This window comes from Pantoea conspicua (assembly GCF_002095315.1).
Classification (GTDB): domain Bacteria; phylum Pseudomonadota; class Gammaproteobacteria; order Enterobacterales; family Enterobacteriaceae; genus Pantoea; species Pantoea conspicua.
The window spans coordinates 142,381-166,543 of record NZ_MLFN01000003.1; the positions used below are offsets into that span (position 1 = coordinate 142,381).

Annotated in this window: 22 protein-coding genes and 1 pseudogene; 14 read left to right on the top strand and 9 right to left on the bottom strand. The window is 58.7% G+C overall.

What is annotated here, in order from left to right:
- Positions 1-39 precede the first annotated feature (39 nt).
- Together bioA and HA41_RS02415 are read left to right on the top strand one after the other, a co-directional pair.
- Entirely contained in the window at positions 40-1,332 is a 1,293-nt protein-coding gene (gene bioA, locus HA41_RS02410) for an adenosylmethionine--8-amino-7-oxononanoate transaminase (RefSeq protein ID WP_094119426.1), read from the top strand.
- 75 nt (positions 1,333-1,407) lie between these two features.
- The gene (locus HA41_RS02415) at positions 1,408-1,884 is read left to right on the top strand and encodes a kinase inhibitor (protein ID WP_094119427.1); all 477 of its coding nucleotides are present in this window, start codon (positions 1,408-1,410) and stop codon (positions 1,882-1,884) included.
- A gap of 45 nt (positions 1,885-1,929) precedes the next feature.
- Here the strand turns inward: HA41_RS02415 and pgl are convergent, their stop codons facing one another.
- A complete protein-coding gene (gene pgl, locus HA41_RS02420) occupies positions 1,930-2,931 on the bottom strand; it encodes a 6-phosphogluconolactonase (RefSeq protein ID WP_094119428.1) in 1,002 nt (333 codons plus the stop codon).
- Between the two features lie 151 nt (positions 2,932-3,082).
- Here pgl and HA41_RS02425 point away from each other — a divergent pair, with 151 nt between their 5' ends.
- A complete protein-coding gene (locus HA41_RS02425; protein WP_094119429.1) occupies positions 3,083-3,901 on the top strand; it encodes a pyridoxal phosphatase in 819 nt (272 codons plus the stop codon).
- Here the strand turns inward: HA41_RS02425 and modC are convergent, their stop codons facing one another.
- From modC to HA41_RS02445, 4 genes are all read right to left on the bottom strand, one after another.
- Positions 3,902-4,960 (bottom strand): molybdenum ABC transporter ATP-binding protein ModC, encoded by a 1,059-nt coding sequence (modC, locus tag HA41_RS02430; RefSeq protein ID WP_094119430.1) that lies wholly within the window; start codon positions 4,958-4,960, stop codon positions 3,902-3,904. It lies immediately after the preceding gene.
- Positions 4,960-5,649, bottom strand: coding sequence for a molybdate ABC transporter permease subunit (gene modB / locus HA41_RS02435; protein ID WP_094119431.1), 690 nt, complete (start codon positions 5,647-5,649; stop codon positions 4,960-4,962). Before modB ends, modC begins: the two co-directional genes overlap by 1 nt.
- A complete protein-coding gene (gene modA / locus HA41_RS02440) occupies positions 5,646-6,419 on the bottom strand; it encodes a molybdate ABC transporter substrate-binding protein (protein WP_094119432.1) in 774 nt (257 codons plus the stop codon). The genes modB and modA overlap by 4 nt, the downstream gene beginning before the upstream one ends.
- 154 nt (positions 6,420-6,573) lie before the next feature.
- Positions 6,574-6,729, bottom strand: a complete 156-nt coding sequence (locus tag HA41_RS02445; protein ID WP_094119453.1) for an AcrZ family multidrug efflux pump-associated protein — start codon at positions 6,727-6,729, stop codon at positions 6,574-6,576.
- A 139-nt stretch (positions 6,730-6,868) separates the two neighbouring features.
- Here HA41_RS02445 and modE point away from each other — a divergent pair, with 139 nt between their 5' ends.
- The 6 genes from modE (at position 6,869) to gpmA (ending at position 13,549) form a co-directional block, all read left to right on the top strand.
- Positions 6,869-7,651, top strand: a complete 783-nt coding sequence (modE, locus tag HA41_RS02450; RefSeq protein WP_094119433.1) for a molybdenum-dependent transcriptional regulator — start codon at positions 6,869-6,871, stop codon at positions 7,649-7,651.
- A gap of 76 nt (positions 7,652-7,727) precedes the next feature.
- Complete coding sequence (gene modF / locus HA41_RS02455; RefSeq protein ID WP_094119434.1) at positions 7,728-9,200, top strand: molybdate ABC transporter ATP-binding protein ModF; 1,473 nt, start codon at positions 7,728-7,730, stop codon at positions 9,198-9,200.
- 225 nt (positions 9,201-9,425) lie between these two features.
- On the top strand, positions 9,426-10,469 hold the full coding sequence (galT, locus tag HA41_RS02460) for a galactose-1-phosphate uridylyltransferase (RefSeq protein ID WP_094119435.1): 1,044 nt from the start codon (positions 9,426-9,428) through the stop codon (positions 10,467-10,469).
- Positions 10,469-11,617, top strand: coding sequence for a galactokinase (gene galK, locus HA41_RS02465; protein ID WP_094119436.1), 1,149 nt, complete (start codon positions 10,469-10,471; stop codon positions 11,615-11,617). Before galT ends, galK begins: the two co-directional genes overlap by 1 nt.
- Entirely contained in the window at positions 11,611-12,645 is a 1,035-nt protein-coding gene (gene galM, locus HA41_RS02470; RefSeq protein WP_094119437.1) for a galactose-1-epimerase, read from the top strand. The genes galK and galM overlap by 7 nt, the downstream gene beginning before the upstream one ends.
- Positions 12,646-12,796: 151 nt before the next feature.
- Positions 12,797-13,549 carry a 2,3-diphosphoglycerate-dependent phosphoglycerate mutase gene (gene gpmA / locus HA41_RS02475; RefSeq protein WP_094119438.1) on the top strand — a complete coding sequence of 251 codons (753 nt, stop codon included), beginning with the start codon at positions 12,797-12,799 and terminating at the stop codon, positions 13,547-13,549.
- Between the two features lie 60 nt (positions 13,550-13,609).
- Here the strand turns inward: gpmA and aroG are convergent, their stop codons facing one another.
- Positions 13,610-14,662, bottom strand: coding sequence for a 3-deoxy-7-phosphoheptulonate synthase AroG (gene aroG, locus HA41_RS02480; protein WP_094119439.1), 1,053 nt, complete (start codon positions 14,660-14,662; stop codon positions 13,610-13,612).
- Between the two features lie 289 nt (positions 14,663-14,951).
- Between aroG and HA41_RS02485 the strand changes: the two genes are divergently transcribed.
- The 4 genes and pseudogenes from HA41_RS02485 (at position 14,952) to zitB (ending at position 19,990) form a co-directional block, all read left to right on the top strand.
- Positions 14,952-15,314, top strand: coding sequence for a YbgS-like family protein (locus tag HA41_RS02485; protein WP_167373370.1), 363 nt, complete (start codon positions 14,952-14,954; stop codon positions 15,312-15,314).
- Positions 15,315-15,413: 99 nt separating this feature from the next.
- Positions 15,414-15,995 carry a response regulator transcription factor gene (locus tag HA41_RS02490; protein ID WP_094119441.1) on the top strand — a complete coding sequence of 194 codons (582 nt, stop codon included), beginning with the start codon at positions 15,414-15,416 and terminating at the stop codon, positions 15,993-15,995.
- A complete protein-coding gene (locus HA41_RS02495) occupies positions 15,977-19,051 on the top strand; it encodes an ATP-binding protein (protein ID WP_094119442.1) in 3,075 nt (1,024 codons plus the stop codon). The genes HA41_RS02490 and HA41_RS02495 overlap by 19 nt, the downstream gene beginning before the upstream one ends.
- A pseudogene (gene zitB / locus HA41_RS02500) lies at positions 19,029-19,990 on the top strand (CDF family zinc transporter ZitB). The gene HA41_RS02495 and the pseudogene zitB overlap by 23 nt, the downstream one beginning before the upstream one ends.
- Here zitB and pnuC read toward each other — a convergent pair.
- The 3 genes from pnuC to HA41_RS02515 all read right to left on the bottom strand — a co-directional run bounded on the left by pnuC (position 19,984) and on the right by HA41_RS02515 (position 22,461).
- Entirely contained in the window at positions 19,984-20,706 is a 723-nt protein-coding gene (gene pnuC, locus HA41_RS02505; RefSeq protein ID WP_094119443.1) for a nicotinamide riboside transporter PnuC, read from the bottom strand. The pseudogene zitB and the gene pnuC overlap by 7 nt on opposite strands.
- Before the next feature lie 24 nt (positions 20,707-20,730).
- The gene (gene nadA, locus HA41_RS02510) at positions 20,731-21,792 is read right to left on the bottom strand and encodes a quinolinate synthase NadA (protein WP_094119444.1); all 1,062 of its coding nucleotides are present in this window, start codon (positions 21,790-21,792) and stop codon (positions 20,731-20,733) included.
- 147 nt (positions 21,793-21,939) lie between these two features.
- The gene (locus tag HA41_RS02515) at positions 21,940-22,461 is read right to left on the bottom strand and encodes a methylated-DNA--[protein]-cysteine S-methyltransferase (protein ID WP_094119445.1); all 522 of its coding nucleotides are present in this window, start codon (positions 22,459-22,461) and stop codon (positions 21,940-21,942) included.
- A 159-nt stretch (positions 22,462-22,620) separates the two neighbouring features.
- Between HA41_RS02515 and HA41_RS02520 the strand changes: the two genes are divergently transcribed.
- On the top strand, positions 22,621-24,069 hold the full coding sequence (locus HA41_RS02520) for an AlkA N-terminal domain-containing protein (protein ID WP_094119446.1): 1,449 nt from the start codon (positions 22,621-22,623) through the stop codon (positions 24,067-24,069).
- Positions 24,070-24,163: the final 94 nt, after the last annotated feature.

The following is a 24,163-nucleotide window of genomic DNA, read 5'->3' on the forward strand; positions in this document are numbered from 1 at the left end:
TTTTTTTATTTTGGTTTACAACTCCGGTTTACGACGCCTATGTTCACGCCTGAAGACGCCCGCTTTGATCGCCAGCACATCTGGCACCCCTACACCTCAATGCAGGACCCCCTGCCCTGTTACCCGGTGGTTGCCGCGCACGGTTTCCAGCTGCAACTGGCCGATGGCCGTGAGCTGGTCGATGGCATGTCCTCGTGGTGGGCGGCGATCCACGGCTACAACCATCCGCGACTGAACCGGGCGCTGACCCAGCAGATGGCGCAGATGTCACACGTGATGTTTGGCGGTATTACCCATCCGGCCGCCGTGGCGCTCTGCCGTCAGCTGGTGACGATGACGCCCGCGGCGCTGGAGTGCGTTTTTCTCGCCGATTCCGGCTCGGTAGCGGTGGAAGTATCGATGAAAATGGCGCTGCAATACTGGCTGGGACGCGGTGAAACCCGGCAGCAGTTCCTGACGCTGAAACGCGGCTATCACGGTGATACCTTTGCGGCGATGTCGGTGTGCGATCCGGAGAATTCGATGCACAGCCTGTGGCGCGGCTATCTGCCTGAACATCACTTTGCTGAAGCACCGGCCTGCGGCTTTGATGATGAATGGCAGAGCCAGGATTTTGATGTTTTTGCCCGGCTGATAGAACAGCATCAGCAGCAGCTGGCGGCGGTGATTCTGGAACCGATCGTGCAGGGCGCTGGCGGGATGCGCTTCTACCATCCTCGCTATTTACAGCAGGTTCGTGAAGCGTGCGATCGCTACGGTCTGCTGCTGATTGCCGATGAGATTGCTACCGGCTTTGGCCGCACCGGCAGACTGTTTGCCTGTGAACATGCTGACATCACGCCCGATATTCTGTGCGTCGGCAAAGCGCTGACCGGCGGCATGATGACCCTGGCGGCGACCCTGACTACCCGTGAGGTGGCTGATACCATCAGCCGCAGTGCGGCCGGCTGTTTTATGCATGGTCCGACTTTTATGGGCAATCCGCTGGCCTGCGCGGTAGCGGTTGAAAGCCTGACTCTGCTGGCCGAAGGCGAGTGGCAGCGTCAGGTTGCCGCTATCGAACGTCAGCTTCGGGCAGAGCTGCTGCCGTTGCGCAGTGCGCCGCAGGTGGCGGATGTGCGGGTGCTGGGCGCAATTGGCGTGGTCGAGACTCACCGTGCCGTGAATATGGCGGCGCTGCAGCAGTTCTTTGTTGAGCAAGGGGTCTGGATCCGGCCGTTTGGCCGGCTGATCTACCTGATGCCGCCCTATATCATCACGCCGCAGGCGTTGAGCAAACTGGTGCAGGCGATTGGCGCAGCGCTTGAGCATTCTTCACATTTTGCCGACTGAAGCGGGCGAAGCGCTGGAACTGACTGCGCGTTTGGTTATGATGTCAGGCTAATGATCGACACGTGAGGAGAGGAAATGCGCGTTTATAGTCAGGACTTTAACGACGGCGATAAAATGCCTGAGAAGCACGTTTTCAATGGCATGGGCTATCAGGGCGAGAACATCTCTCCCCATCTGGCCTGGGAAGCAGCCCCGGAAGGTACCAAAAGTTTTGTGGTGACCTGCTACGATCCCGACGCGCCAACCGGCTCCGGCTGGTGGCACTGGCTGGTGGCGAACATTCCGGCTACCACCACTTCTCTGCCGCAGGGCGCGGGCTCAGGCCAGGCCGGACTGCCGTCAGGGGCGATCCAGACCCGGACAGATTTTGGTCAGGCCGGTTACGGCGGTGCGGCGCCGCCGCAGGGCGAAACCCATCGCTACATTTTCACGGTACATGCGCTGGATGTGGAAAAGATTGAGGTGGATGAGGGTGCCAGTGGTGCCATGGTCGGCTTTAATGTCCATTTTCACGCGCTGGCAAGCGCGTCACTGACCGTGAACTACCAGTAATTCCGCTACGCCTCTCCCGTCCGGGAGAGGCGTTAAATTGCAGCGTTACGCCTGCAACTGATGTACCACGACCCACATCGGACCCTGTCCGACCGCATAACGTCCCAGCGGCTGTAACAGCCCCTGTGGTTCAGTGATGCGATAGACCTCAATGTGATGGGACTTCTGCCCCGCCGCCACCAGATACTGTCCGCTGTGATCGATATTAAAGCCGCGCGGCTGGGTTTCAGTTGGCTGGAAACCTTGCAGCGTCAGCTGTCCGCCATCTTCACTGACGCTGAACACCGCCAGCGTGCTGCTGGTGCGGTCACAGGCGTAGAGGAAACGGCCATCCGGCGTCAGATGAATATCTGCGGCCCAGCGGGTCCCGCTGAAATCAGCCGGCATCATATCCAGCGTCTGCACGCTCTCGACTTCGCCATCCTCATTATCTAACGCCCAGACGTCGACCGTGCTGTCGAGTTCATTGACACAATAAGCGTAGTGTCCGTTGGGATGGAACTGCATGTGGCGCGGACCGGCACCGTCGACGGTGGTGACCTGCGCCTGTGGGCGTGGCGTCAGCTGGCCGTCGTCACCCAGCGCAAACAGGCAGATGCGATCCTGTTTCAGCGCCGGTACGTAGAGTGTCTGGTTAGCCAGGTCGATATTGGCCGAGTGGCACCCTTCCAGTCCGTGAATCACCTGCAGCGGTGCCTGTGGCACGCCATCCTCGCCAATCGGGCTGACGCTGACGCAGGCGTCATTATAGGAGCCGCAGAACAGGAACTTACCGTTGCGATCGGTAGAGATATGGGTCGGGCTGCCTGGCAGCGGCGCCTGTCCGGCTTCCGTCAGGGTGCCATCAGCGGCGATGCGGAACGCCAGCACGCGAAAATTGGGGCGCACGCCGACATAGAGAAATTCGCGGTTCGGACTCACCACCATGGGCTGAACCTGGCCAGCGACATCGGTCACCTGAAGCAGCGTCAGCGCACCCTCTTCATTCATCTGCCAGACGTGGATCTGCTGGCTCTCGGGACTGGCGGTGTAGACAACTTGTTTCATGCATTCTCCTTTTTGGCTGCCTGATGATGATCTGTGAGTCACTGTAGCGCGTTTTAGCCATGCTGGAATCATTTGTGCCCGGTTTTTTGTCTCGCGACCGCGGTCAGGTGTAGACTTGGGGCTTCGCTACGCTACCCGAACGGAAGGATTAATGAGCTACCGTGTAATTGCCCTCGACCTCGATGGCACGCTGTTAACACCCGCCAAAACCATTCTGCCGCAGTCTGTCGAGGCGCTGAAAAAAGCGCGCGAGGCGGGCATTCACGTCGCTATCGTGACCGGACGCCACCACTGCGCCATTCACCCTTTTTATCAGGCGCTGGAACTCGATACGCCAGCCATCTGCTGTAACGGCACCTATCTGTATGACTATCAGGCGAAAAAGGTGCTGGCCGCCGATCCGCTCGACACCCAGCTGGCGCTGCAGGTGATTGAGATGCTGGATCAGCAGCGGATTCACGGCCTGCTGTATGTCGATGATGCGATGCTCTATCAGACGCCGACCGGTCACGTTACCCGCACACTCAACTGGGCTGAATCGCTGCCGCCGCACCAGCGCCCGGTGTTCCGGCAGGTGCCCGACCTGGCGCAGGCCGCGCGTGATGCGGATTCAATCTGGAAATTTGCCCTATCGCATCCCAACATTCCCGAGCTGCAGCAGTTTGCCAGCAAAGTCGAGGCAGAACTGGGTCTGGCCTGCGAATGGTCGTGGCACGATCAGGTCGATATCGCCAAAGGCGGCAACAGCAAAGGCAAGCGACTGGCACAGTGGGTGGAATCGCTGGGGCTGAGCATGTCCGATGTGATCGCGTTCGGTGATAACTATAACGATCTCAGTATGCTGGAAACCGCCGGTCTGGGCGTGGTGATGGGCAATGCTGATGAAGCGATCAAAGCGCGGGCAAAAAAAGTGATCGGCACTAACCTCGAAACCGGTATCGCCGAGACCATTTATCAATACGTGTTGTAATCAGGGCGTCACCGAAACGCTTTTTATCTGGGCATAGAGCCACTGATCTGGCCGAATGCCCAGCTCATCCCGCGCCCACGGTGTAATGCGCGCCCAGAGTTCACTGATGCCGATGCGCAGCTTCACCTCCACCTGATCGCCTACCTCCACCAGCTCCACCACCTGCGCCGGCAGGATATTGCGGATGGAGCTGTTGTGTGGCGGCTGCAGCGCCAGTGAGACATCGGCCGACGCGATACGAATCCGCAGTGGCGTTTTCAGCGGCTGATTGACCCGGCTGACCCAGATATGCTGATCACCCAGCGACAGGGCGGTCATCGGATAGTCAGGATGCTGCTCCAGGACCTGTACCCGCAACACGCTGCTCAGCTCGCTGACCGGCAGCCACGGCCGCATCGCGCTACTGCTCCAGACTCGCTCCAGCGGACCAAACGCTTTCACGTTACCGTTATCCAGCACCAGCACGTTATCCGCCAGATGCAGGATCTCTTCCAGGCTGTGCGAAACGTAGAGCATCGGGATATCCACCTGCTTCGCCAGTTTTTGCAGATAAGGCATCAGCTCGCGTTTACGCGGCAAATCCAGCGACGCCAGCGGCTCATCCAGCAGCAGCATATCTGGCGCGGTCAGTAACGCCCGGCCAATCGCCACCCGCTGCTTTTCACCGCCCGACAGCGACAGCGGAAAGCGCGATAGCAATGGCGCCAGACCCAGCAGGGAGACCAGCGTGTCAAACTGCGCTTTCATCGCCGGGGCCATGCCATATTGCAGATTGCCGCGCACCCGATAGTGCGGAAACAGCCGCGCATCCTGAAACACATAGCCAATCCGGCGCTTTTCCGGCGGCAGCGAAATCTGCTGTTCGGCATCAAACAGCACCCGATCGCGCAACTGTATCCGGCCATGCTGTGGCTGCGTCAGCCCGCTGATGGCGTTAATTAACGAGGTTTTACCGGCACCCGACACGCCGAAAATGGCAGTGATGCCCTTAGCAGGGATGTGCAGGTCGATGGTCAGCCGATGATCGCCCTGCTGCTGGATAAAATTCAGTGACAGCATCAGCTCCCCATCCGCTTACGGCCCAGTCGCGCCAGCCATTCTGACGCCAGTAACGACGCCAGCGCCAGCACAATGGCAATCACACACAGCCGCGCGGCGGCGCCTTCTGCGCCAGGCGTTTCAATCAGGCTGTACATCGCCAGCGGAATGGTGCGCGTCTCGCCGGGAATATTGGAGACAAAGGTAATGGTGGCCCCGAACTCTCCCAGCGAGCGGGCGAAGGCCAGCACCGTGCCGACGATGACGCCCGGCAGGGTCAGCGGTAGCGTGATAGTGAAGAATACCCGCCAGCGTCCGGCACCCAACGTGCGGGCGGCCTGCTCCAGACGGATATCAACCGCCTCCAGCGCCAGGCGAATGGCGCGTACCATCAGTGGAAATGCAATCACCGCTGACGCCAGCGCTGCACCTCGCCAGCTAAAAGCAAAACTGAAGCCGAACCAGTCGTAGAGTTTTTCACCGATGATGCCGCGTCGCCCCAGGCCGATCAGCAACAGATAGCCGACCACGACCGGCGGCAGCACCAGCGGCAGATGAATCAGGCTGTCGAGCAGCGCTTTACCGGGGAAGCGGCAACGCACCAGAATCCACGCCATCAGGATGCCGAACGGCAGGCTGCCCAGCACGGCAATGCCAGAGACTTTCAGGCTGAGCACTACCGCCTGCCATTCGGGATCGCTGAGTATCATTTCGTCGGTGTGAATCCGTAATGTTTAAACACGACCGCCGCTTGCGGTCCTTTCAGGTAGTGATAAAAAGCGTTAACAGCCGCGTTGTCGCGATCTTTAACGATCGCCATCGGATATTCCACCGGTTTGTGACTGGAGGCCGGGAATCGTCCCACCACCTGCACCCGATCACTGGCGACCGCATCGGAACCGTACACAATGCCATAAGGTGTCTCGTTGCGCTCAACCAGCGCCAGCGCCGCCCGCACATTATTTGCCGGTGCCAGCACGGGTTCAACCGTTTGCCAGGCACCGAGTTTCTGTAGCGCCTCTTTGGCGTAAAGGCCGGCAGGAACATGATCGGGATCGCCCACCGCCAGACGTTCGCCGTGCAGCAGCGTTTTCCAGTCGGTCTGCTGATTCAGCTCAACCTTCTTCGCCGCCGCGCCGCGCGGCGCGACCAGCACCAGATCGTTGCCCAGCAGAGTGTAACGGCTGGCGGTATTAACGCTATTTTTCGCCACGGCATCATCCATCCACTGCTGATCGGCAGAGATAAACAGGTCGGCCGGCGCGCCCTGCTCTATCTGCCGCGCCAGCGTTGAGGAAGAGGCAAACGATGAGACCACCGGGACGCCGGTCTCCTGCTGATAGTCACGGGCGATATCCTGCAGAGCGTTGGTTAGCGAGGCAGCAGCAAAGACGGTGACTTTTTCCGCCGCCAGCGCCTGGCCGTTCAGTGAAAGGGTCACCAGTACGGCGATTCCCCAGCGGTACTGTAGTAAAGACATTATCTTCTCCGGTTATTCGTTGTGTAACGGATAATACAACGCCAGTTCCGGCAGTGTTATTAATTTATCGGCAGTTTTAGCAGAAGGATGAGCAGAAGAGGAGTGGCAGTGGCAGAAAGCAGCACGCCCGCGCAAAGGCGGGCGTGGCAGAGAATTAATGTTGCGAACGGGCTGAAGATTTTTCGCGATGACCAAATTTTGAGATGACGTTAAACACTTCACCCAGGCCATAGATCATGCCTAACATCAGCGCCATGACGATAGGGACCATAATCACAGCTATGGCGAGGCTTTTAAGTAATTCCAGCATGGAGCGTCTCACTCTGCGAACAAAAAAGTGATTGTAACGGGTCAGCAAAATTTTGCGCAGCCCTTTTCGTGCTTTTACTTTGCTCACGAAACGCCGCTATCATCGCGCAGATACGCCTTAACCCTTTGCCGGAGTCGCTATGCAAGCCGAACTTTCCCTTCATATTCGTTTACAGCAAAAACTGTTTGCCGATCCGCGCCGCATCGAACTGCTGAAACGCGTGCAGCAAACCGGTTCAATCAGTCAGGGCGCAAAGCTGGCGGGCATCAGTTACAAAAGTGCCTGGGATGCGATCAATGAGATGAACCAGCTGGCGGATGAGACGCTGGTGGCACGCGCCACCGGCGGCAAAGGCGGGGGCGGTGCCACCCTGACGCGCTACGGTGAACGGCTGATTCAGCTGTTTCAGCTGATGGAGCAGATCCAGCAAAAAGCGTTTGATGCCCTGCAACAGGATGCGCTGCCGCTCGACAGCCTGCTGGCCGCTATCGCCCGCTTCTCTCTGCAGACCAGCGCCCGGAATCAGCTATTTGGCACAGTGATCAGCAACGACGCGCAGTCCGTGGTACAGCATCTTCGGATCTTGCTGACTGACGGTGTCACCGAACTCCGGGTGGCGCTGACCCAGCGCAGTGCCGATCGTCTGCAGCTGACTGCCGGCAAAGAGGTGTTGCTGTTGATTAAAGCGCCGTGGATTCGGGTCAGCCGCCAGGCCGCCGACGGCGACAACCAGCTGGCGGCGACTGTCAGCGCCATAGAGCCCGGCGAACAGTTCAGTGAGCTGCTGATGCAGCTTGCCAGCGGAGAAACCCTGTGCGCGACGCTGAGCAATGTCGCGTTGCAGCAGCAGAAACTGCAGCCTGGCGACCCGGTCATCGCCCGTTTTGACGCGGAACACGCTATCGTTGCGACCCTGATATGATTTTCCCCGGCTGATTTGACTTCATCGCGTCCAGTGGTTACAACACAGTAACACGATGCAAAATATGGAACAGATCATGGCTTCATTGCAGATTTCGCAAGGCACGTTTCGTCTTAGCGATACCCGGATTTTAACCCTGAATGAGGTTCAGCTTCAGCGTGGCGAGAGCTGGGCCTTTGTTGGCGCCAACGGCAGCGGCAAGTCATCACTGGCGCGCGTGCTCTCTGGCGAGCTGTCATCGCTGGCGGGTTCGGTCAGCAGTGATTTTCAGCGTCCGACGCGTCTGTCGCTGGAGCAGTTGCAAAAACTGGTCGCCGATGAGTGGCAGCGCAATAACACTGACCTGCTCAGCGAAGGTGAAGAAGATACTGGCCTGACCGTGGCAGAGGTGATCCAGGCGGAAATGCAGCAGCCGGAACGCTGTACACAGCTGGCCCGCCAGTTTGGCATCGATCAGTTACTGTCGCGCCGCTTCAAATATCTCTCCACCGGCGAAACCCGCAAGACGCTGCTCTGCCAGGCGCTGATGCAGCAGCCGGATCTGTTAATTCTGGATGAGCCATTTGACGGGCTGGATGTGGCGTCACGCGCCAGCCTGACCGACACCTTACGCAGCCTGCAGCAACCCGACTTTACCCTGGTGCTGGTGCTCAACCGCTTTGATGATATTCCTGACTACGTTCAGCAGATCGGGGTTCTGGCGGAGTGTACCCTCACCCATCTCGGTCCGCGCCAGACCATTTTAGCCGAAGCGCTGGTTGCACAGCTGGCGCACAGTGAACAGCTGCTGGGGATGGCGCTGCCGGAAGCGGACGCACCGGATCAGCTGCCATCGCTGGCGGATGATGCGCCGCGCGTGATTCTGCGCAACGGGGTGGTCTCTTATCACGATCGGCCGGTCATCGACGGGCTGAACTGGCAGGTCAATGCCGGTGAGCACTGGCAGATTACTGGCCCCAACGGCGCCGGTAAATCGACCCTGCTCAGCCTGGTGACCGGCGATCATCCACAAGGCTATAGCAATGATCTGACTCTGTTTGGGCGCCGGCGCGGCAGTGGTGAAACCATCTGGGAGATCAAGCAGCATATTGGCTATGTCAGCAGCAGCCTGCATCTCGATTATCGCGTCAGCGTCAACGTACTGACGGTGCTCCTGTCAGGCTTTTTCGACTCGATTGGACTTTATCAGGCCGCGTCAGACCGTCAGAAGGCGCTGGCCCGGCAATGGCTGGCACTGCTGGGTATGGACAATGGGCTGGCGGATGCGCCCTTTCACAGCTTGTCGTGGGGACAGCAGCGGCTGGTATTGATTGCCCGCGCGCTGGTGAAGCATCCGACGCTGCTCATTCTGGATGAGCCGCTGCAGGGACTCGATCCGATCAACCGTCAGCTGGTACGGCGCTTTATCGATGTGCTGATTGGCGAAGGTCGCACGCAGCTGCTGTTTGTCTCTCATCATGCTGAAGATGCGCCACAGTGCATCACGCACCGTCTGAGTTTTGTTGCCGGTGACGGCGGCTATCACTACCCGCAGCAACAGCTGAAGTAAATCGGCCAGACGCCGGTCAGACGGCGTCTGCTTCGCCATCACATGTAACCGCTACCACTTCACCCGCGCTTTCCCGCCTGATATTTCATCACAATGCCACGAAATGAGAATATTCAGCTTGTGTAAACGATACCATTTATCCAGACTTGATCACGCTTTCGGGCGCGCTGATGTGCTACTTTTTACCGATGCCTCTTTGGCTTTTGACGCTTACCAGGATTCAACATGGAAAAATTTAACCCGGTCGATCACCCGCATCGCCGTTACAATCCACTGATTGATCAATGGATTCTCGTTTCACCTCATCGGGCTAAACGTCCGTGGCAAGGCGCGCAGGAAACCCCGGCGGTCAATACTTTACCGGCGCACGATCCCGATTGTTTCCTGTGTGCTGGCAATACCCGCATCACCGGTGACAAAAACCCTGATTATACCGGCACTTATGTCTTTACCAATGACTTTGCCGCGCTGATGACCGACACGCCGGACGCGCCAGAGAGCGACGATCTGCTGATGCGCTGTGAAAGCGCACGCGGCACCAGCCGGGTGATCTGCTTTTCGCCGGATCACAGCAAAACCCTGCCGGAGATGTCATTAAGCGCGCTGGAAGAAGTGGTACGCACCTGGCAGGAACAGACCGCCGATCTCGGTCAGCACTATCCGTGGGTACAGGTGTTCGAAAACAAAGGCGCGGCGATGGGCTGCTCCAATCCTCATCCGCACGGCCAGATTTGGGCCAACAGCTTCCTGCCGAATGAAGCGCAGCGCGAAGACGATCATCAGCGCGCTTATTTTGCGAAGCATGGTTCACCGATGCTGGTCGATTATCTCGCCCGTGAACAGCAGGATGGTAGCCGCACCGTGGTCGAGACCGATCACTGGCTGGCGGTGGTGCCCTGGTGGGCGGCGTGGCCGTTCGAAACCCTGCTGTTGCCGAAAGCACACATTCAGCGCCTGACCGATCTCAACGAGGCGCAACGCAGCGATCTGGCCAAAGCGATCAAGTTACTGACCAGCCGCTACGATAACCTGTTCCAGTGCTCCTTCCCCTACTCGATGGGCTGGCACGGCGCGCCGTTCAACGGTGAAGCCAACGATCACTGGCAGTTGCATGCTCACTTCTATCCGCCGCTGCTGCGTTCAGCAACGGTACGTAAATTTATGGTTGGCTATGAAATGCTGGCCGAAACCCAACGCGATTTAACGGCGGAACAGGCGGCGGAACGTCTGCGTTCTGTCAGCGATGTTCACTTCCGTGAGGCACAATAATGAGCTTAAAAACCATCACGCAGCAGGTCTTCTCTGACACCTTTGGCTACGCGCCGACCCACACCATTCAGGCACCGGGCCGCGTTAACCTGATTGGCGAACATACCGATTATAACGACGGCTTTGTGCTGCCATGCGCCATCGACTATCAGACGGTGATCGCCTGCGCGCGCCGTGACGATCGTCAGATCCGGGTAGTGGCGGTCGATTACGACAACGCTGAAGACAGCTTCTCGCTGGATGAAGAGATCCGCAGCCTTGAGCAGCCGATGTGGGCCAACTATGTGCGCGGCGTGGTGAAACACCTGCAGCAGCGCCACGCCGATTTCGGCGGCATCGACATGGTAATCAGCGGCAACGTGCCGCAGGGCGCGGGCCTGAGTTCCTCTGCGTCGCTGGAAGTGGCGGTCGGCACCGTGGTGCAGCAACTCTACAATCTGCCGCTGGACGGCGCGGCGATTGCGGTCAACGGTCAGGAAGCGGAAAACCAGTTCGTCGGCTGTAACTGCGGCATCATGGACCAGCTAATCTCGGCGCTGGGTCAGAAAGATCACGCCATGCTGCTCGATTGCCGCACGCTGGGTACCCGCCCGGTCTCCATGCCGGAAGATATCGCGGTAGTGATCATCAACTCGAACTTCCGCCGTACGCTGGTGGGTAGCGAGTACAACACCCGTCGCCAGCAGTGTGAAACCGGTGCACGCTTCTTTAATAAACCGGCGCTGCGTGATGTTGAACTGGCTGAATTTGAAGCCGCACAGTCGCAGCTCGATCCGCAGGTCGCGAAGCGCGTGCGTCACGTGCTGACGGAAAATGCCCGTACCCTGGAAGCTGCCGATGCGCTGACCCGTGGTGACCTGACACGCATGGGCCAGCTGATGGCGGAATCTCACGCCTCAATGCGCGATGATTTTGAGATCACCGTGCCGCCGATCGATACGCTGGTGGAGATTGTTAAAGCGCAGATTGGCGAGCGTGGCGGTGTACGTATGACCGGCGGCGGCTTTGGCGGCTGTATCGTGGCACTGATGCCGCTCGATCTGGTTGATCAGGTGAAAGCCGCAGTGGCGGAGCAATATGAAGCGCAGACCGGCATTAAAGAGACCTTCTACGTTTGTAAAGCCTCAGCGGGAGCTGGCCCATGCTAAAAGACGTTAATTCTCACGCGCCGGATGGACAGCCGTGGCGCATCACCGTGCTGCGCAATGCTAACGGCATGCTGGTGACCTTTATGGACTGGGGCGCAACCTGGCTGTCGGCCCGGGTGCCGATGCAGGATGGCACGGTCCGTGAGGCGCTGCTCGGCTGCGCCACACCCTCCGATTATCTGCATCAGGATGCCTATCTGGGCGCCACGGTCGGACGCTACGCCAACCGCATCGCCGGGGCGACGCTGAATAAACTGAACCGGCAGCTGGTGGCCAATCAGGGTCCGCATCAGCTGCACGGCGGCCCGGAAGGGTTTGATAAGCGCCGCTGGCAGATTGTCAGCCAGTCGGAAACCGAGGTGCACTATCAGCTGGATTCGCCGGATGGCGATCAGGGTTATCCGGGGAATCTGATTGCGGATTTACGCTATCAGCTGGATGACGATAACTGCCTGAGCATTCAGTATGAAGCACGCTGCGATCAGGCCTGCCCGGTCAATCTGACCAACCATGCTTACTTTAACCTTGATGCGCATCATGGCGACGCACGTCAGCATCGCTTACAACTGCACGCCGACAGTTACCTGCCTGTCGACAGCGACGGTATTCCGAATGCGCCACTGAAAGCGGTGGCGGGCACCAGTTTCGATTTCCGTCAGGCCAAACCGGTGGCGCAGGATTTCCTCGCCGACGACGATCAGCGTGCAGTGAAGGGCTACGACCACGCCTTCCTGCTTAACAGCGCCGGCGACGCCACTCAGCCCGCGGCTGAACTCTGGTCGGAAGATGGCAAACTGCAGCTTAGCGTCACCACTTCCGCGCCGGCATTGCAGTTTTACTCAGCCAACTATCTGGCCGGCACCCGTGCCCGTGAGCAGGAGAGCTATACTGCTTTCCAGGGCATTGCGCTGGAGAGTGAATTTTTACCGGACTCGCCTAATCATGCGGAATGGCCGCAGCCTGATTGCTGGCTGCAGCCGGGAGATCGCTGGGAATCGGTGACGCGTTATCGCTTCACGCCGCGCTGAGTCACCGGCTGAAAAACGCGCAGTGCGTTGCCGACAGGCTTACGTGCTGCCCGCTTTTCCGTTATGGTATGGCGCAATTGGCTCGTTGAACGGGCTGGCAGCAGCAGGTTTCCATTCTCACAGAAACATCACAGTATTAAGGAGTTAAGCTATGGCTGTAACTAAGCTGGTTCTGGTGCGTCACGGCGAAAGCCAGTGGAACAACGAAAACCGCTTTACCGGTTGGTATGATGTTGACCTTTCTGAAAAAGGTCGTGGCGAAGCCAAATCAGCGGGTCAACTGCTGAAGAAAGAAGGCTTTGTGTTTGATTTTGCTTACACCTCAGTACTGAAACGCGCCATTCACACCCTGTGGAACGTGCTGGATGAGCTGGATCAAGCCTGGCTGCCGGTTGAAAAAACCTGGCGTCTGAACGAGCGTCACTACGGTGCGCTGCAGGGTCTGGATAAAGCAGAAACCGCCGCGAAATATGGTGATGAGCAGGTTAAGCAATGGCGTCGCGGCTTTGCCGTTACCCCACCAGAACTGGATCGCTCTGATGAGCGTTTCCCTGGTCACGATCCACGTTATGCGTCACTGACCCCTGAGCAGCTGCCGACCACTGAGAGCCTGGCGCTGACCATCGATCGCGTGATCCCTTACTGGAACGACACCATTCTGCCGCGCATCAAAAGCGGTGAGAAAGTGATTATCGCCGCACACGGCAACTCATTGCGTGCGCTGGTGAAGTATCTGGATAACCTGAGCGAAGATGAAATCCTCGAACTGAACATCCCTACCGGCGTACCGCTGGTGTATGAGTTCGATGAAAACTTCAAACCGCTGAAACGCTACTACCTGGGCGACCAGGACGAGATTGCAGCGAAAGCCGCAGCCGTTGCGAATCAGGGTAAAGCGAAGTAATGTCTCGCTGAAATGCAAAAAGGCCAGACGCAAGTCTGGCCTTTTTTTATGCCACTGCCTTCAGCCGCGGCGCTGTTTTACCGCTGCTGCTAACTGGCGTAGCACCTTATCGGTGTCATCCCAGCCGATGCAGGCGTCAGTGACGCTTTTGCCGTAGACCAGCGGCTCGCCGCTCTCCAGGCTCTGGTTGCCTTCCACCAGATGGCTCTCAATCATCACACCGACAATCGCCTGCTCACCGTTAATCAGCTGCTGTGAGACATCATCTGCCACGACCATCTGCCGCTGGAACTGCTTGCTGCTGTTAGCGTGACTGAAGTCGATCATCACCTGCTGCGGCAGGCCCGCTTTCGCCAGACCAGCTTTGACCTCGCTGACATGCTGCGCGCTGTAGTTTGGCTCTTTGCCGCCGCGCAGAATGATGTGGCAATCCGCGTTACCACTGGTTTCGACAATCGCCGAGTGACCATATTTGGTGACCGACAGGAAACAGTGCGGTGAACCGGCAGCATTAATCGCGTCGATGGCCACTTTGATGGTGCCGTCGGTACCGTTTTTAAAACCTACCGGACAGGAGAGGCCCGACGCCAGTTCACGATGTACCTGTGATTCGGTGGTACGGGCGCCAATTGCCCCCCAGCTCATCAGATCGGCCACATACTGCGGGGTGATCATATCAAGGAACTCGCCCGCCGCAGGTAAACCGCTGTCGTTAATCTCCAGCAGCAGTTTACGCGCCAGACGCAGCCCGTCGTTCAGCTGGTAGCTGCCATCCATGTATGGGTCATTGATCAGTCCTTTCCAGCCCACCGTGGTGCGCGGCTTTTCAAAATAGACCCGCATGACCACTTCCAGCTCGCCTTTCAGTTCGTCGCGCAGCGTCAGCAGACGGGCGGCGTACTCTTTCGCGGCTTCGGTGTCGTGAATCGAGCACGGCCCGATCACCACCAGCAGACGATCATCCTGACCCTGCAGGATCTGATGGATAGCCCGACGCGCCTGTGAAACCGTTTCTGCAGCCCGATCGGTGGCCGGGAATTTTTCAAGCAGCGCAACCGGCGGCAGCAGCTCTTTAATCTCTTTGATGCGTAAATCATCGTTCTGGTAATTCATACTGATTCCATATTATTTCAGGCCCAGCGCGCGCCGGGCACAACCCGACCAATGTAGCCCGAAGCGTCAGGGGTGTAAATTCCCGCTACAGGTTAAATGTTCGGGTGATATTTGCATTAATCGGGTTAGCGTCTAGACTTTTTAATGGTAAGCACTGATAAACGGACTGCTTACCCGATTAAATCACCCTGTTTAAGCCAACCGGCGAATTTTATTTCGTACGGGCCCTTTTTATCCAAATTGCACCTCTGGGCTTGAAGCAGCAACTTCATTAATTAACGGGAGCATAATGATGAAAAAGTTTGCCTTACTCTTTTTGACAGCAGCGATGACTCTGAGCAGCGGCGCAGCAATGGCGGCGAGTAACAACAACGGTACGGCTAACCAGGCTGCCGATGCAGGCGCAGCGGCGGGCGGTGCGAAAGAAAATCTGCCACCGAATAATGTTGATAACAGCAATATTAATAATACCGGCACCAATACTAACCCGGCGACCTCTGGCAGCAGCACCAGCAGCGGCAATATGTCTGCGGATGAAATGGACCAGAATAGCCAGTGTAAAGATGGCAAATGTCCGAACATTAATAAGAAAGTTCAGACTAAAGAAGGTGGCGGTGACGTTAATACCAAAACCGACGGCACCACACAGTAATTCAGACCGATCAGGAGAGCTTCTGCTCTCCTGTCTTTTTCTCCCCTCCTCTCTTCTCTTCCGCTATGCTGAGCCGGTGAAATTAACAGGGAAATATTCATGGCCGCATTGCTTCTGATTGACGATCATCCACTGGTCGAGGTCGCCCTTGAGGCTGCGCTGACCCAGTCACCGATTCCGGTAAAGCTCTACTCCGCCAGCAGTGAAAAAGCCGCACGCGCCTTTCTCTCCTTGCCGCTGGATATTATCGTGCTGGATATTGGCCTGCCGGATGGCGACGGACTGGAGATTCTGCGCCGTCTGAAAATTCATCTGCCCGATTGTCCGGTACTGATCTACTCGGCGCAACAAACCCATCACACCATGCGACGTGCCCAGGCGTTGGGTGCGGCAGGCTATGTGGTGAAAAGTCAGCGCATGGAGCAGCTCCTGAGCGCGATTCTGGCGGTGCTGGGCGGTCACACGGCCTTTCCTGCCATTGAGGATGAACCAGAACTGCCGCTGACCCAGAAAGAGCGCCAGGTGCTGGCATTACTGGCCAGCGGCCTCTCTAACCTGCAAATCGCCGCTCAGCTGCATATCAGCAATAAAACCGTCAGCACCCATAAAAAGAATATTCTGGAAAAGACCGGTGCCCGTTCGGTGGTGGAACTGGCTGACTTGTGGAAAGCGCAGCAGTGAGAAACTGGTTGTTGATTTTATTGCTGTTGTGGAGCGGAGCCGGAATGACCGTCCGGCCAGTCAGCAGCGTGAATTTGCCGATGATGCTGCCGGTGAACCGCGCCGAAACCATGCAGGGGCGGATGCTGCGCGTCGGGCTGCTGGAGGAGAATAACGCGCCGTGGGCGATGCGCATCGGCAACGATCTCTATGGCATCAATGCCGATTATCTCTCCGCGCTGCGTCAGCTGACCGGCGCCCAGTTCAGTCTGACGCTGTACGCCGATCAGGCGCATCTGTTGCAGGCGCTGAATGACGGCCAGATCGATTTTGCCCTGGGTATGCTGGTCGCGCCGTTACCGCCGGGCACGCTTAGCAGTGACACCTGGTACAGCAGCCCGCTGCGCATTTACCGTAATCAGCAGAATCAGCGCGCCGTGATGTTTAACAGCCAGAATGCCCAGCTGGCGATCAGTGACACCACGCTGGCACAGCTGCCGCCCGATCTGGCGGCGCGCCATCGCTGGCGGCGTTACAGCAGCGATCTGCAGGCACTTTATACCCTGCTTAATCAGCAGAACGATTATGTGGTGGCAGATGAGACCAGTGCCGGTTTTCTGTTAAGTCAGCTGCAGCAGGGTCAGATTTATCAAATCGCCTCACGGATAGAGGCCGGACAGCTCAGCCTGCGGGCGGTGAGCCGCGACCCGCAGCTGATTAGCTGGATTAATCAGAGCCTGCGTCAGCTGCCCGCCGAGCTGATGAGTACGCTTCAGGCGCGCTGGAGCAGCATCCTGCCACGCTATCAGGATACCCAGACGCTGATGCTCAGCCCGGATGAACGGGCGTGGATTGCCGCCCATCCGCGGGTGTTGTACGCCGCCGAGCCGGATAACTACCCGTGGAGTTACCGCGACAGCACCGGCACGGCGCGCGGTTACGGCGTCGAACTGCTGAAAGTGATCGCCCAGAGTACCGGACTGCAATTCGAGCCGGTATGGATCAGCAATCCGCGCCAGGCCACCGCGCTGATTGGTCAGCAGCAGGCGATGCTGCAGCTGATGCAACCGCTTAACGGTGACGCCATGCAGAGCACCTCGCTGCCGGTGTGGCGGGCGTTGTGGGGCATCTACAGCATTCAGCCCCATTCCCTGACGCGCTGGCGTGATCTGCGCGGTAAGCGGGTCGGCGTGCTGCAGGACGATCTGGCGCAGCGGCTGTTACCCGACGACCTGCAGCCGCAGCGCTTTGCCGATCGCAACAGCCTATACGATGCACTGGCCAGAGGCCAGATTGATGCACTGGTCGATAACGTGCTGTCAGCACGCTGGCGTATCGCCAGCCGCAACGATCCCCGTATTCACCTCGCCTTTGCCGCCAGCGACATCGCCTGGCCGATCGCGCTGGGCGTCGCCCCGGATCAGCCGGTGCTGCGTGCGCTGCTGGATCGGGCGTTGCAGCAGATTCCGGCTGAAACCCAGAGCCAGATGCGCGATAGCTGGTCAACCCCACCGCAGCCGGGCAGCGTGATGGTGATGCGCTCCTTACCGATGATGGTGCTGGGGGTAGCCGGGGCAGCGATCGCCTTGCTGCTGCTGTTACTGGCACGCCGCTACTGGCAGCAGCGCCGGGAACGTCAGCAGCGTGAACAGGCGGAGCGCGCCAACGCGATGAAGAGTCAGTTTCTGGCCACCGTCAGCCATGAACTGCGCACGCCGATGCAGGCAATTCTCGGATTGCTGGAGCTGGAAAAGCAGCAGCATAGCAGCCAGAATCTGACGCTACTGCACAGCAGTGCGCAATCGTTGCTGACCTTACTCAACGACCTGCAGGATCACGCCCGGATTGAGAGCAACAGCTTCACATTGTCGCCGCGTCCCCTGGCCCTGCCGGAATGGCTCGAACAGCAGCAGCACTTTTACCATCCGTTAATGCGCGCTGACGGACCGCGTCTGGTGGTCAGAGCGCTGACGCCGCTGCCGGAGGCGATCCTGATCGATGCCGATCGTCTGCAACAGGTGGTGAATAACCTGATGACCAATGCGCTGAAATTTACCCGGCACGGTGAGATCCGTCTGACGCTGGCGGCCCGGCAGCAGCTGGAGCTGACGGTCAGTGACAGCGGTAGCGGCATTCCGCCAGAGGAGCAGCAGAAGCTGTTCGATCCGTGGTATCAGGCACCGTCTGGTAAATCGGTTTCGGTCCAAGGCAGCGGCCTGGGGCTGTTTATCTGTCGGGAAATGGTGCTGCGCATGGGCGGCGATATCCGGCTGGTGTCTCAACCCGGTCACGGCACCGAAGTGACGGTCACGCTTCCGCTTGAGCCCTGTCAGCCGGTCAGCCCTGTCAGCGAATCTGCCCTGCCCGGCTACCCGCAGTTGCGGGCGGCGATTGTTGATGACCATCCCACCAATCTGCTGGTGATGCAGCAGCAGCTGGCGCGCTTCGCTATTCAGGCCGATACCTTCGAGCAGGGCCGCGACCTGTTGCGCGCCGATGCGCAGCAGCCGTATGACCTGCTGTTTATCGACCAGATGATGCCACGTCCCGACGGCACGCTGCTGCTGCGGCTGCTGCGCCGTCGCGATCGTCAGCGTGGCCGTCAGGCGATGCGGGTATTGTGTTCAGCCGACGCCCAGTTGCTGTCCCAGCCGCTGGCAGCAGGCGAACGGGTGCTGATTAAACCGGTGCAGTTAGCCGATCTCGGCGCACTGCTGGCCGACTGGCAGCCCGATCCGCTGGCGGCACTGGATGACAACCTGCTGCGGCTGGCGCAGCACAACGATAAATTTCTTGGCCGCCTGAGCCAGACGCTACGCGACACGGTCAGCCAGGATCTGGCGCGACTCGCGGCGGCGCGCGATCGGGCAGACTGGACCCAGCTGGCGGAAGCCGCACACCGGATGAAAGGCAGCTGGTTACTGGTCGGGCTGGAGGAAGGCGCGCAGCTTAGCCAGCAGTTAGCGGAGCAGGCAAAACAGCATCAGGACAGCGCTGAAACGTGGCGATTACTGATATTATTGACTAACAGGTTACTGAAAAAACTGGATTCTTATGGCACACACCCACACTCATAGCGGGCAGGATAGCAATCGCACCCGGCTGGCCGCGGCTTTTGGCGTCACGACCCTGTTTATGATTGCCGAAGTGATTGGCGGCTGGCTCTCTGGCTCGCTGGCACTGCTGGCCGATGCCGGACACATGCTGACCGATGCGGCTGCGCTGCTGATGGCACTACTGGCGGTGCACTTTGCCCGCCGAAAGCCCAATGCGCGCCATACTTTCGGCCTGCTGCGCCTGACCACGCTGGCCGCCTTCGTCAATGCTATCGCTCTGCTGGTGATTACCGCCCTGATCGTCTGGGAAGCCGTGCGGCGTTTCGCCGATCCGCAGCCGGTCACCGGCGGGCTGATGCTGGGCATCGCTATCGCAGGACTGCTGGCCAATCTCCTGTCGTTCTGGTTGCTGCATCACGGCAGCGGCGAAAAGAATCTCAACGTGCGCGCTGCAGCGCTGCACGTGATGGGTGATTTGCTGGGATCGGTTGGGGCTATTGTGGCGGCGGTGATCATTATGCTGACCGGCTGGACGCCGATTGACCCGATCCTGTCGCTGTTAGTGTCGCTGCTGGTGCTGCGCAGCGCCTGGGCGCTGCTGCGTGAAAGCCTGCAGGAGTTACTGGAAGGTGCGCCGCGCTCGCTGGACGTCACCCGATTGATTCGTGATTTGACCCTGAATATTGCCGAAGTGCGTAACGTGCATCATGTGCATCTGTGGCAGGTTGGCGAGAAACCACTGCTGACGCTACATGTTCAGGTGATCCCGCCGTACGATCATGACGCGCTGCTGCATCGCATTCATGCCTATCTGCAACAGCACTATAAGATTGCGCACGCCACCGTGCAGATGGAATATCAGCCTGTGCCGGTGCCGAGTGCGAGCTCGGCATCAGCAGTGGATCAGATCACTCTCATCATGACCACCGTCACGCACCGGGTGAGCATCACGCTCACTGAGACGACAGCGCGCGGGAACCCTGTTGCCGCGCGCTGCGAATCCACATCCGGGAACCGTTCAGCGCTATCAGCGTCAGAATCACATACTCCAGCGACATCGCATACACCCCCTGGCGCGCAAAGATCATCACGCTGATCACGTTGATGATCACCCACAGCAGCCAGTTCTCAACATATTTGCGCGTCATCAGAATCATCGCCGCAATCGACAGCACCATCATGCATGAATCCCAGAACGGGAAGGCATCGGGTTGCAGCACCGGCATCGCCACCGTCAGTCCGAGACCGTTCATCAGCGTCACCGCTGCGCGCGTCAGTACGGCAAATACCGGGTCGATATAGAGCGTCATCAGCGCAATCGCAACGATGCAGCCCACCGCCCACGCCAGCGCTTTAGGTAGCGGCAGCCAGCGGATTTTCAGAGCCGCCTGATGGTCGTCGGTCTGCCGGCTCCAGGCGTACCAGCCATAAAGATTGGCGGCAAAAAAGAACAGCTGTAACAGCAGGCTGGCATAGAGCTGGATTTGAAAGAAGATCACCGCGAACAGCGTGACGTTAATCAGGCCGAACGGATAGTTGACGATCTTTTCCAGACTGGCGAGCCAGATGCAGAGCAGGCCCGCCAGTGTGCCGATCGCCTCAATCCATGAGAGATCGTAGCCACCCGCACCGAGCGGGATATGAACCAGAATATTGTGTGTGCTGAAGAAGTCCATGCCAGGCACCTGTCAAAGAAACGCTTACGCGTTTCCTTTCACGTTGAGTTTAAGATCTGCTGCAAAGGATAGCATGCGGTTAAGCGGCAGCAACGCGGCTTCTCGCAGGTGACTGTCGACCTGCACTTCATGCTGTGCCCCGCCCGTCTCCAGCGCCTCAGCAATCGCCCTGAGGCCGTTCATCGCCATCCACGGGCAATGCGCACAGCTGCGGCAGGTTGCCCCTTCGCCGGCGGTCGGCGCTTCCAGCAGCTCTTTCTCCGGTACCGCCTGCTGCATTTTATAAAAGATGCCGCGATCGGTCGCCACAATCATTTGCGGATGCGGCAACGATTTGGCCGCCTGAATCAGCTGGCTGGTAGAACCCACCGCGTCGGCCAGATCGACAATGGCCTGTGGCGACTCCGGATGCACCAGCACCGCCGCGTCGGGATAAAGCGCCTTCATGCGCTGCAGCGCCTGGGTTTTAAATTCGTCATGCACAATACAGGCACCCTGCCAGCACAGCACATCTGCGCCCGATTTTTGTGTCACGTAGCGGCCAAGATGGCGATCCGGCGCCCAGATGATCTTCTCACCAAGGCTGTCGAGATGTTCAATCAGCTCAACCGCAATACTGGAGGTCACTACCCAGTCGGCGCGCGCTTTCACCGCCGCGGAGGTATTGGCATAGACCACCACGGTACGATCGGGATGGGCATCGCAGAAGGCGTTAAACTCCTCAATCGGGCAGCCGAGATCGAGTGAGCATTCCGCCTGCAGCGTCGGCATCAGCACCCTCTTCTCCGGGCTGAGAATTTTGGCGGTTTCCCCCATAAAGCGCACGCCCGCCACCAGCAAGGTCGTGGCCGGATGGTGACTGCCGAAGCGTGCCATCTCCAGCGAGTCCGAGACGCAGCCGCCGGTCTCTTCGGCCAGCGCCTGAATTTCCGGATCGGTGTAGTAGTGCGCCACCATCACGGCGTTACGCGCTTTCAGCAACGCTTTGATTTTTTCGCGGTAACCCGCTTTTTCATCGTCAGTCAGGCGGGCCGGTTTAGGTGGAAAAGGGTAAACAGCGCTCTCAGGATCGAACATCACACTCATGACACAGCTCTCGTTTTATCTAATTAACGAAAATCGCCCATTAAGGCGACTTATGGCGTTGATCCCGCCATCGTGTTTTATATGCTAAACACGATAGCGGAAATGTGTTGGTGTGTCGTGGGGTTTTTGTTCAGTCCGTGTGAATTATCAGCTCGCGTCGGGCTGCGCGGTTGTTGCCAGCGCCAGACGCGCCTGCGGGGCTTCCAGTGCCAGCAGAAAGGCTTTGATCTCCAGTCCACCGGCAAAGCCGGTAAGTTTACCGTTGGCACCAATCACCCGATGGCAGGGTGCGATAATGGAGAGCGGATTACGGCCGTTGGCGGCCCCGACCGCACGGACTGCCAGCGGATGCCCAATCTCACGGGCGATCTGGCTGTAGCTGCGGGTTTCGCCAAACGGGATTGCCACCAGCGCCTGCCACACCTTTTTCTGAAAGTCGGTGCCGACAAAGTCGAGCGGCAGTTCGAAACAGCGGCGTTCGCCAGCAAAATATTCCGCCAGCTGCTGTTCGGTCGCCAGAAAAACCGGCAGGTCATCGTGACGGGTTTGCGGCAAAAACCGGGTGCGTCTGGGATCGTCGTTCTCCCATAAGATCCCGACCAGACCACGGTCGCTGGCCACCAGCTTGAGTTCGCCTACCGGTGTGGCAATGGGTTTGAAGTAATACATGCTGATTCTCCGCTCACTGAGTCAGTGCCGATTATCGCACTTTTCAGCCGTCAGGCTGGCTGTTTTCGGTCACGACGATAAACTGTTGTGCTGTCCGAAAACAGCCAGTCTGCCTGCCGTATCCGGCGTAGGCTGCGCTTTATTTGCCGGAGAAAGACCATGCTCGATCCCGAGATTGCCTATCAGGCGCTGACCTCACGTGATACCCGCTTCGATGGGGTTTTCTTCGTCGGCGTTACCTCAACCGGCATCTATTGCCGTCCGATCTGCCCGGTGAAAGCACCGATGCAGAAGAACTGTCTGTTCTTCAGCAGCGCCGAAGCGGCCGAAAAAGCGCGGTTCCGTCCCTGCCTGCGCTGCCGGCCAGAACTGGCACCGGGCAATGCGCCAGTGGATCATGCGCATCGCATTGCCGATCGGCTGGTTCAGCGTATCGAGGAAGGCGTGCTGGAGCAGCATGAGGGGCTGGATGAGATAGCGGCCGAGTTTGGGATCAGCGCACGACAGCTACGGCGGATTGTGCAGCAGGAGCTGGGCGTCTCGCCGCTGGAGCTGAAGCAGACGCGTCGGATGCTACTGGCGAAACAGCTGCTGACCGAAACCCAGCTGCCGATTATTGATGTCGCCTATGCCAGCGGCTTTGGCAGCCTGCGCCGCTTTAATGATGTCTTTCAGGCCCGTTACCGCATGACACCGGGTGCCTTACGCAAACAGACGCTGCCGGCGGCACAGTTGCAGCCCGATGATACTATGCGGCTGCGGCTCAGTTATCGTCCGCCTTACGACTGGCAGGCGATGCTGAGTTTTCTGCAGCTCCGCCTGATGAAAGAGATCGAGGCGGTTGAAGATAACTGTTACCGGCGCACCGTGGCGCTGGGCGACTATCGCGGCTGGGTCAGCGTGTCACATCTGCCGGCAAAACAAGCGCTGCAGGTTGAGTTCACCAGCAGCTTAACGCCTGTGCTACCCGCTCTGCTGCGCCGGCTGCGCGATCTGTTTGATCTTAATGCGCAGCCACAGCGGATTGCGGCTCACCTGCAGCAGGATCCTCTGCTGGCGCAGAGCCTGGCGAATTATCCTGGCCTGCGGGTGCCAGGTGCCTTTGACGGGTTTGAAATGGGTGTCCGGGCGATACTGGGTCAGCAGATCACGGTGAAAGCCGCGACCACGCTGAGCAGCCGTTTTGCCGAGGCGTTTGGCGAGGCCTGCGTGACGCCGTTCGCCGATCTGTCACGCTACTCCGCCCGTCCGGAACGGATGGCAGAAACCTCTCTGGATGAGATTGCCCGGCTCGGGATTGTCAGCGCCCGCGCCAGAGCGATTCAGGCGTTCGCCAGCGCCTGCGCCACCGGTGAGCTACGGTTCAATGCCACCCTGTCGCCTGAGGCGATGATGACGCGGCTGATGAGCTTACCGGGCATCGGTCCGTGGACGGCTCATTATATTGCGATGCGTGCCCTGCGCTGGCCGGATGCGTTTCCAAAAGAGGATATTGCGGTGCGCAATAATCTGGGTGGCCTGACGCCGCGCGCCGCTGAGCAGCGTTCACAGGTCTGGCGGCCATGGCGTAGCTACGCGGTGATGCACATCTGGAAGAGTCTGTCGTAGTCGGGAAAGATGGCTGCTGCTGTGCATCAGCCTGAATCGCTCCCGGCGATTCAGTCGACCTGCGGCAGGTTCTCATCCCGCACGTTTAACGCTA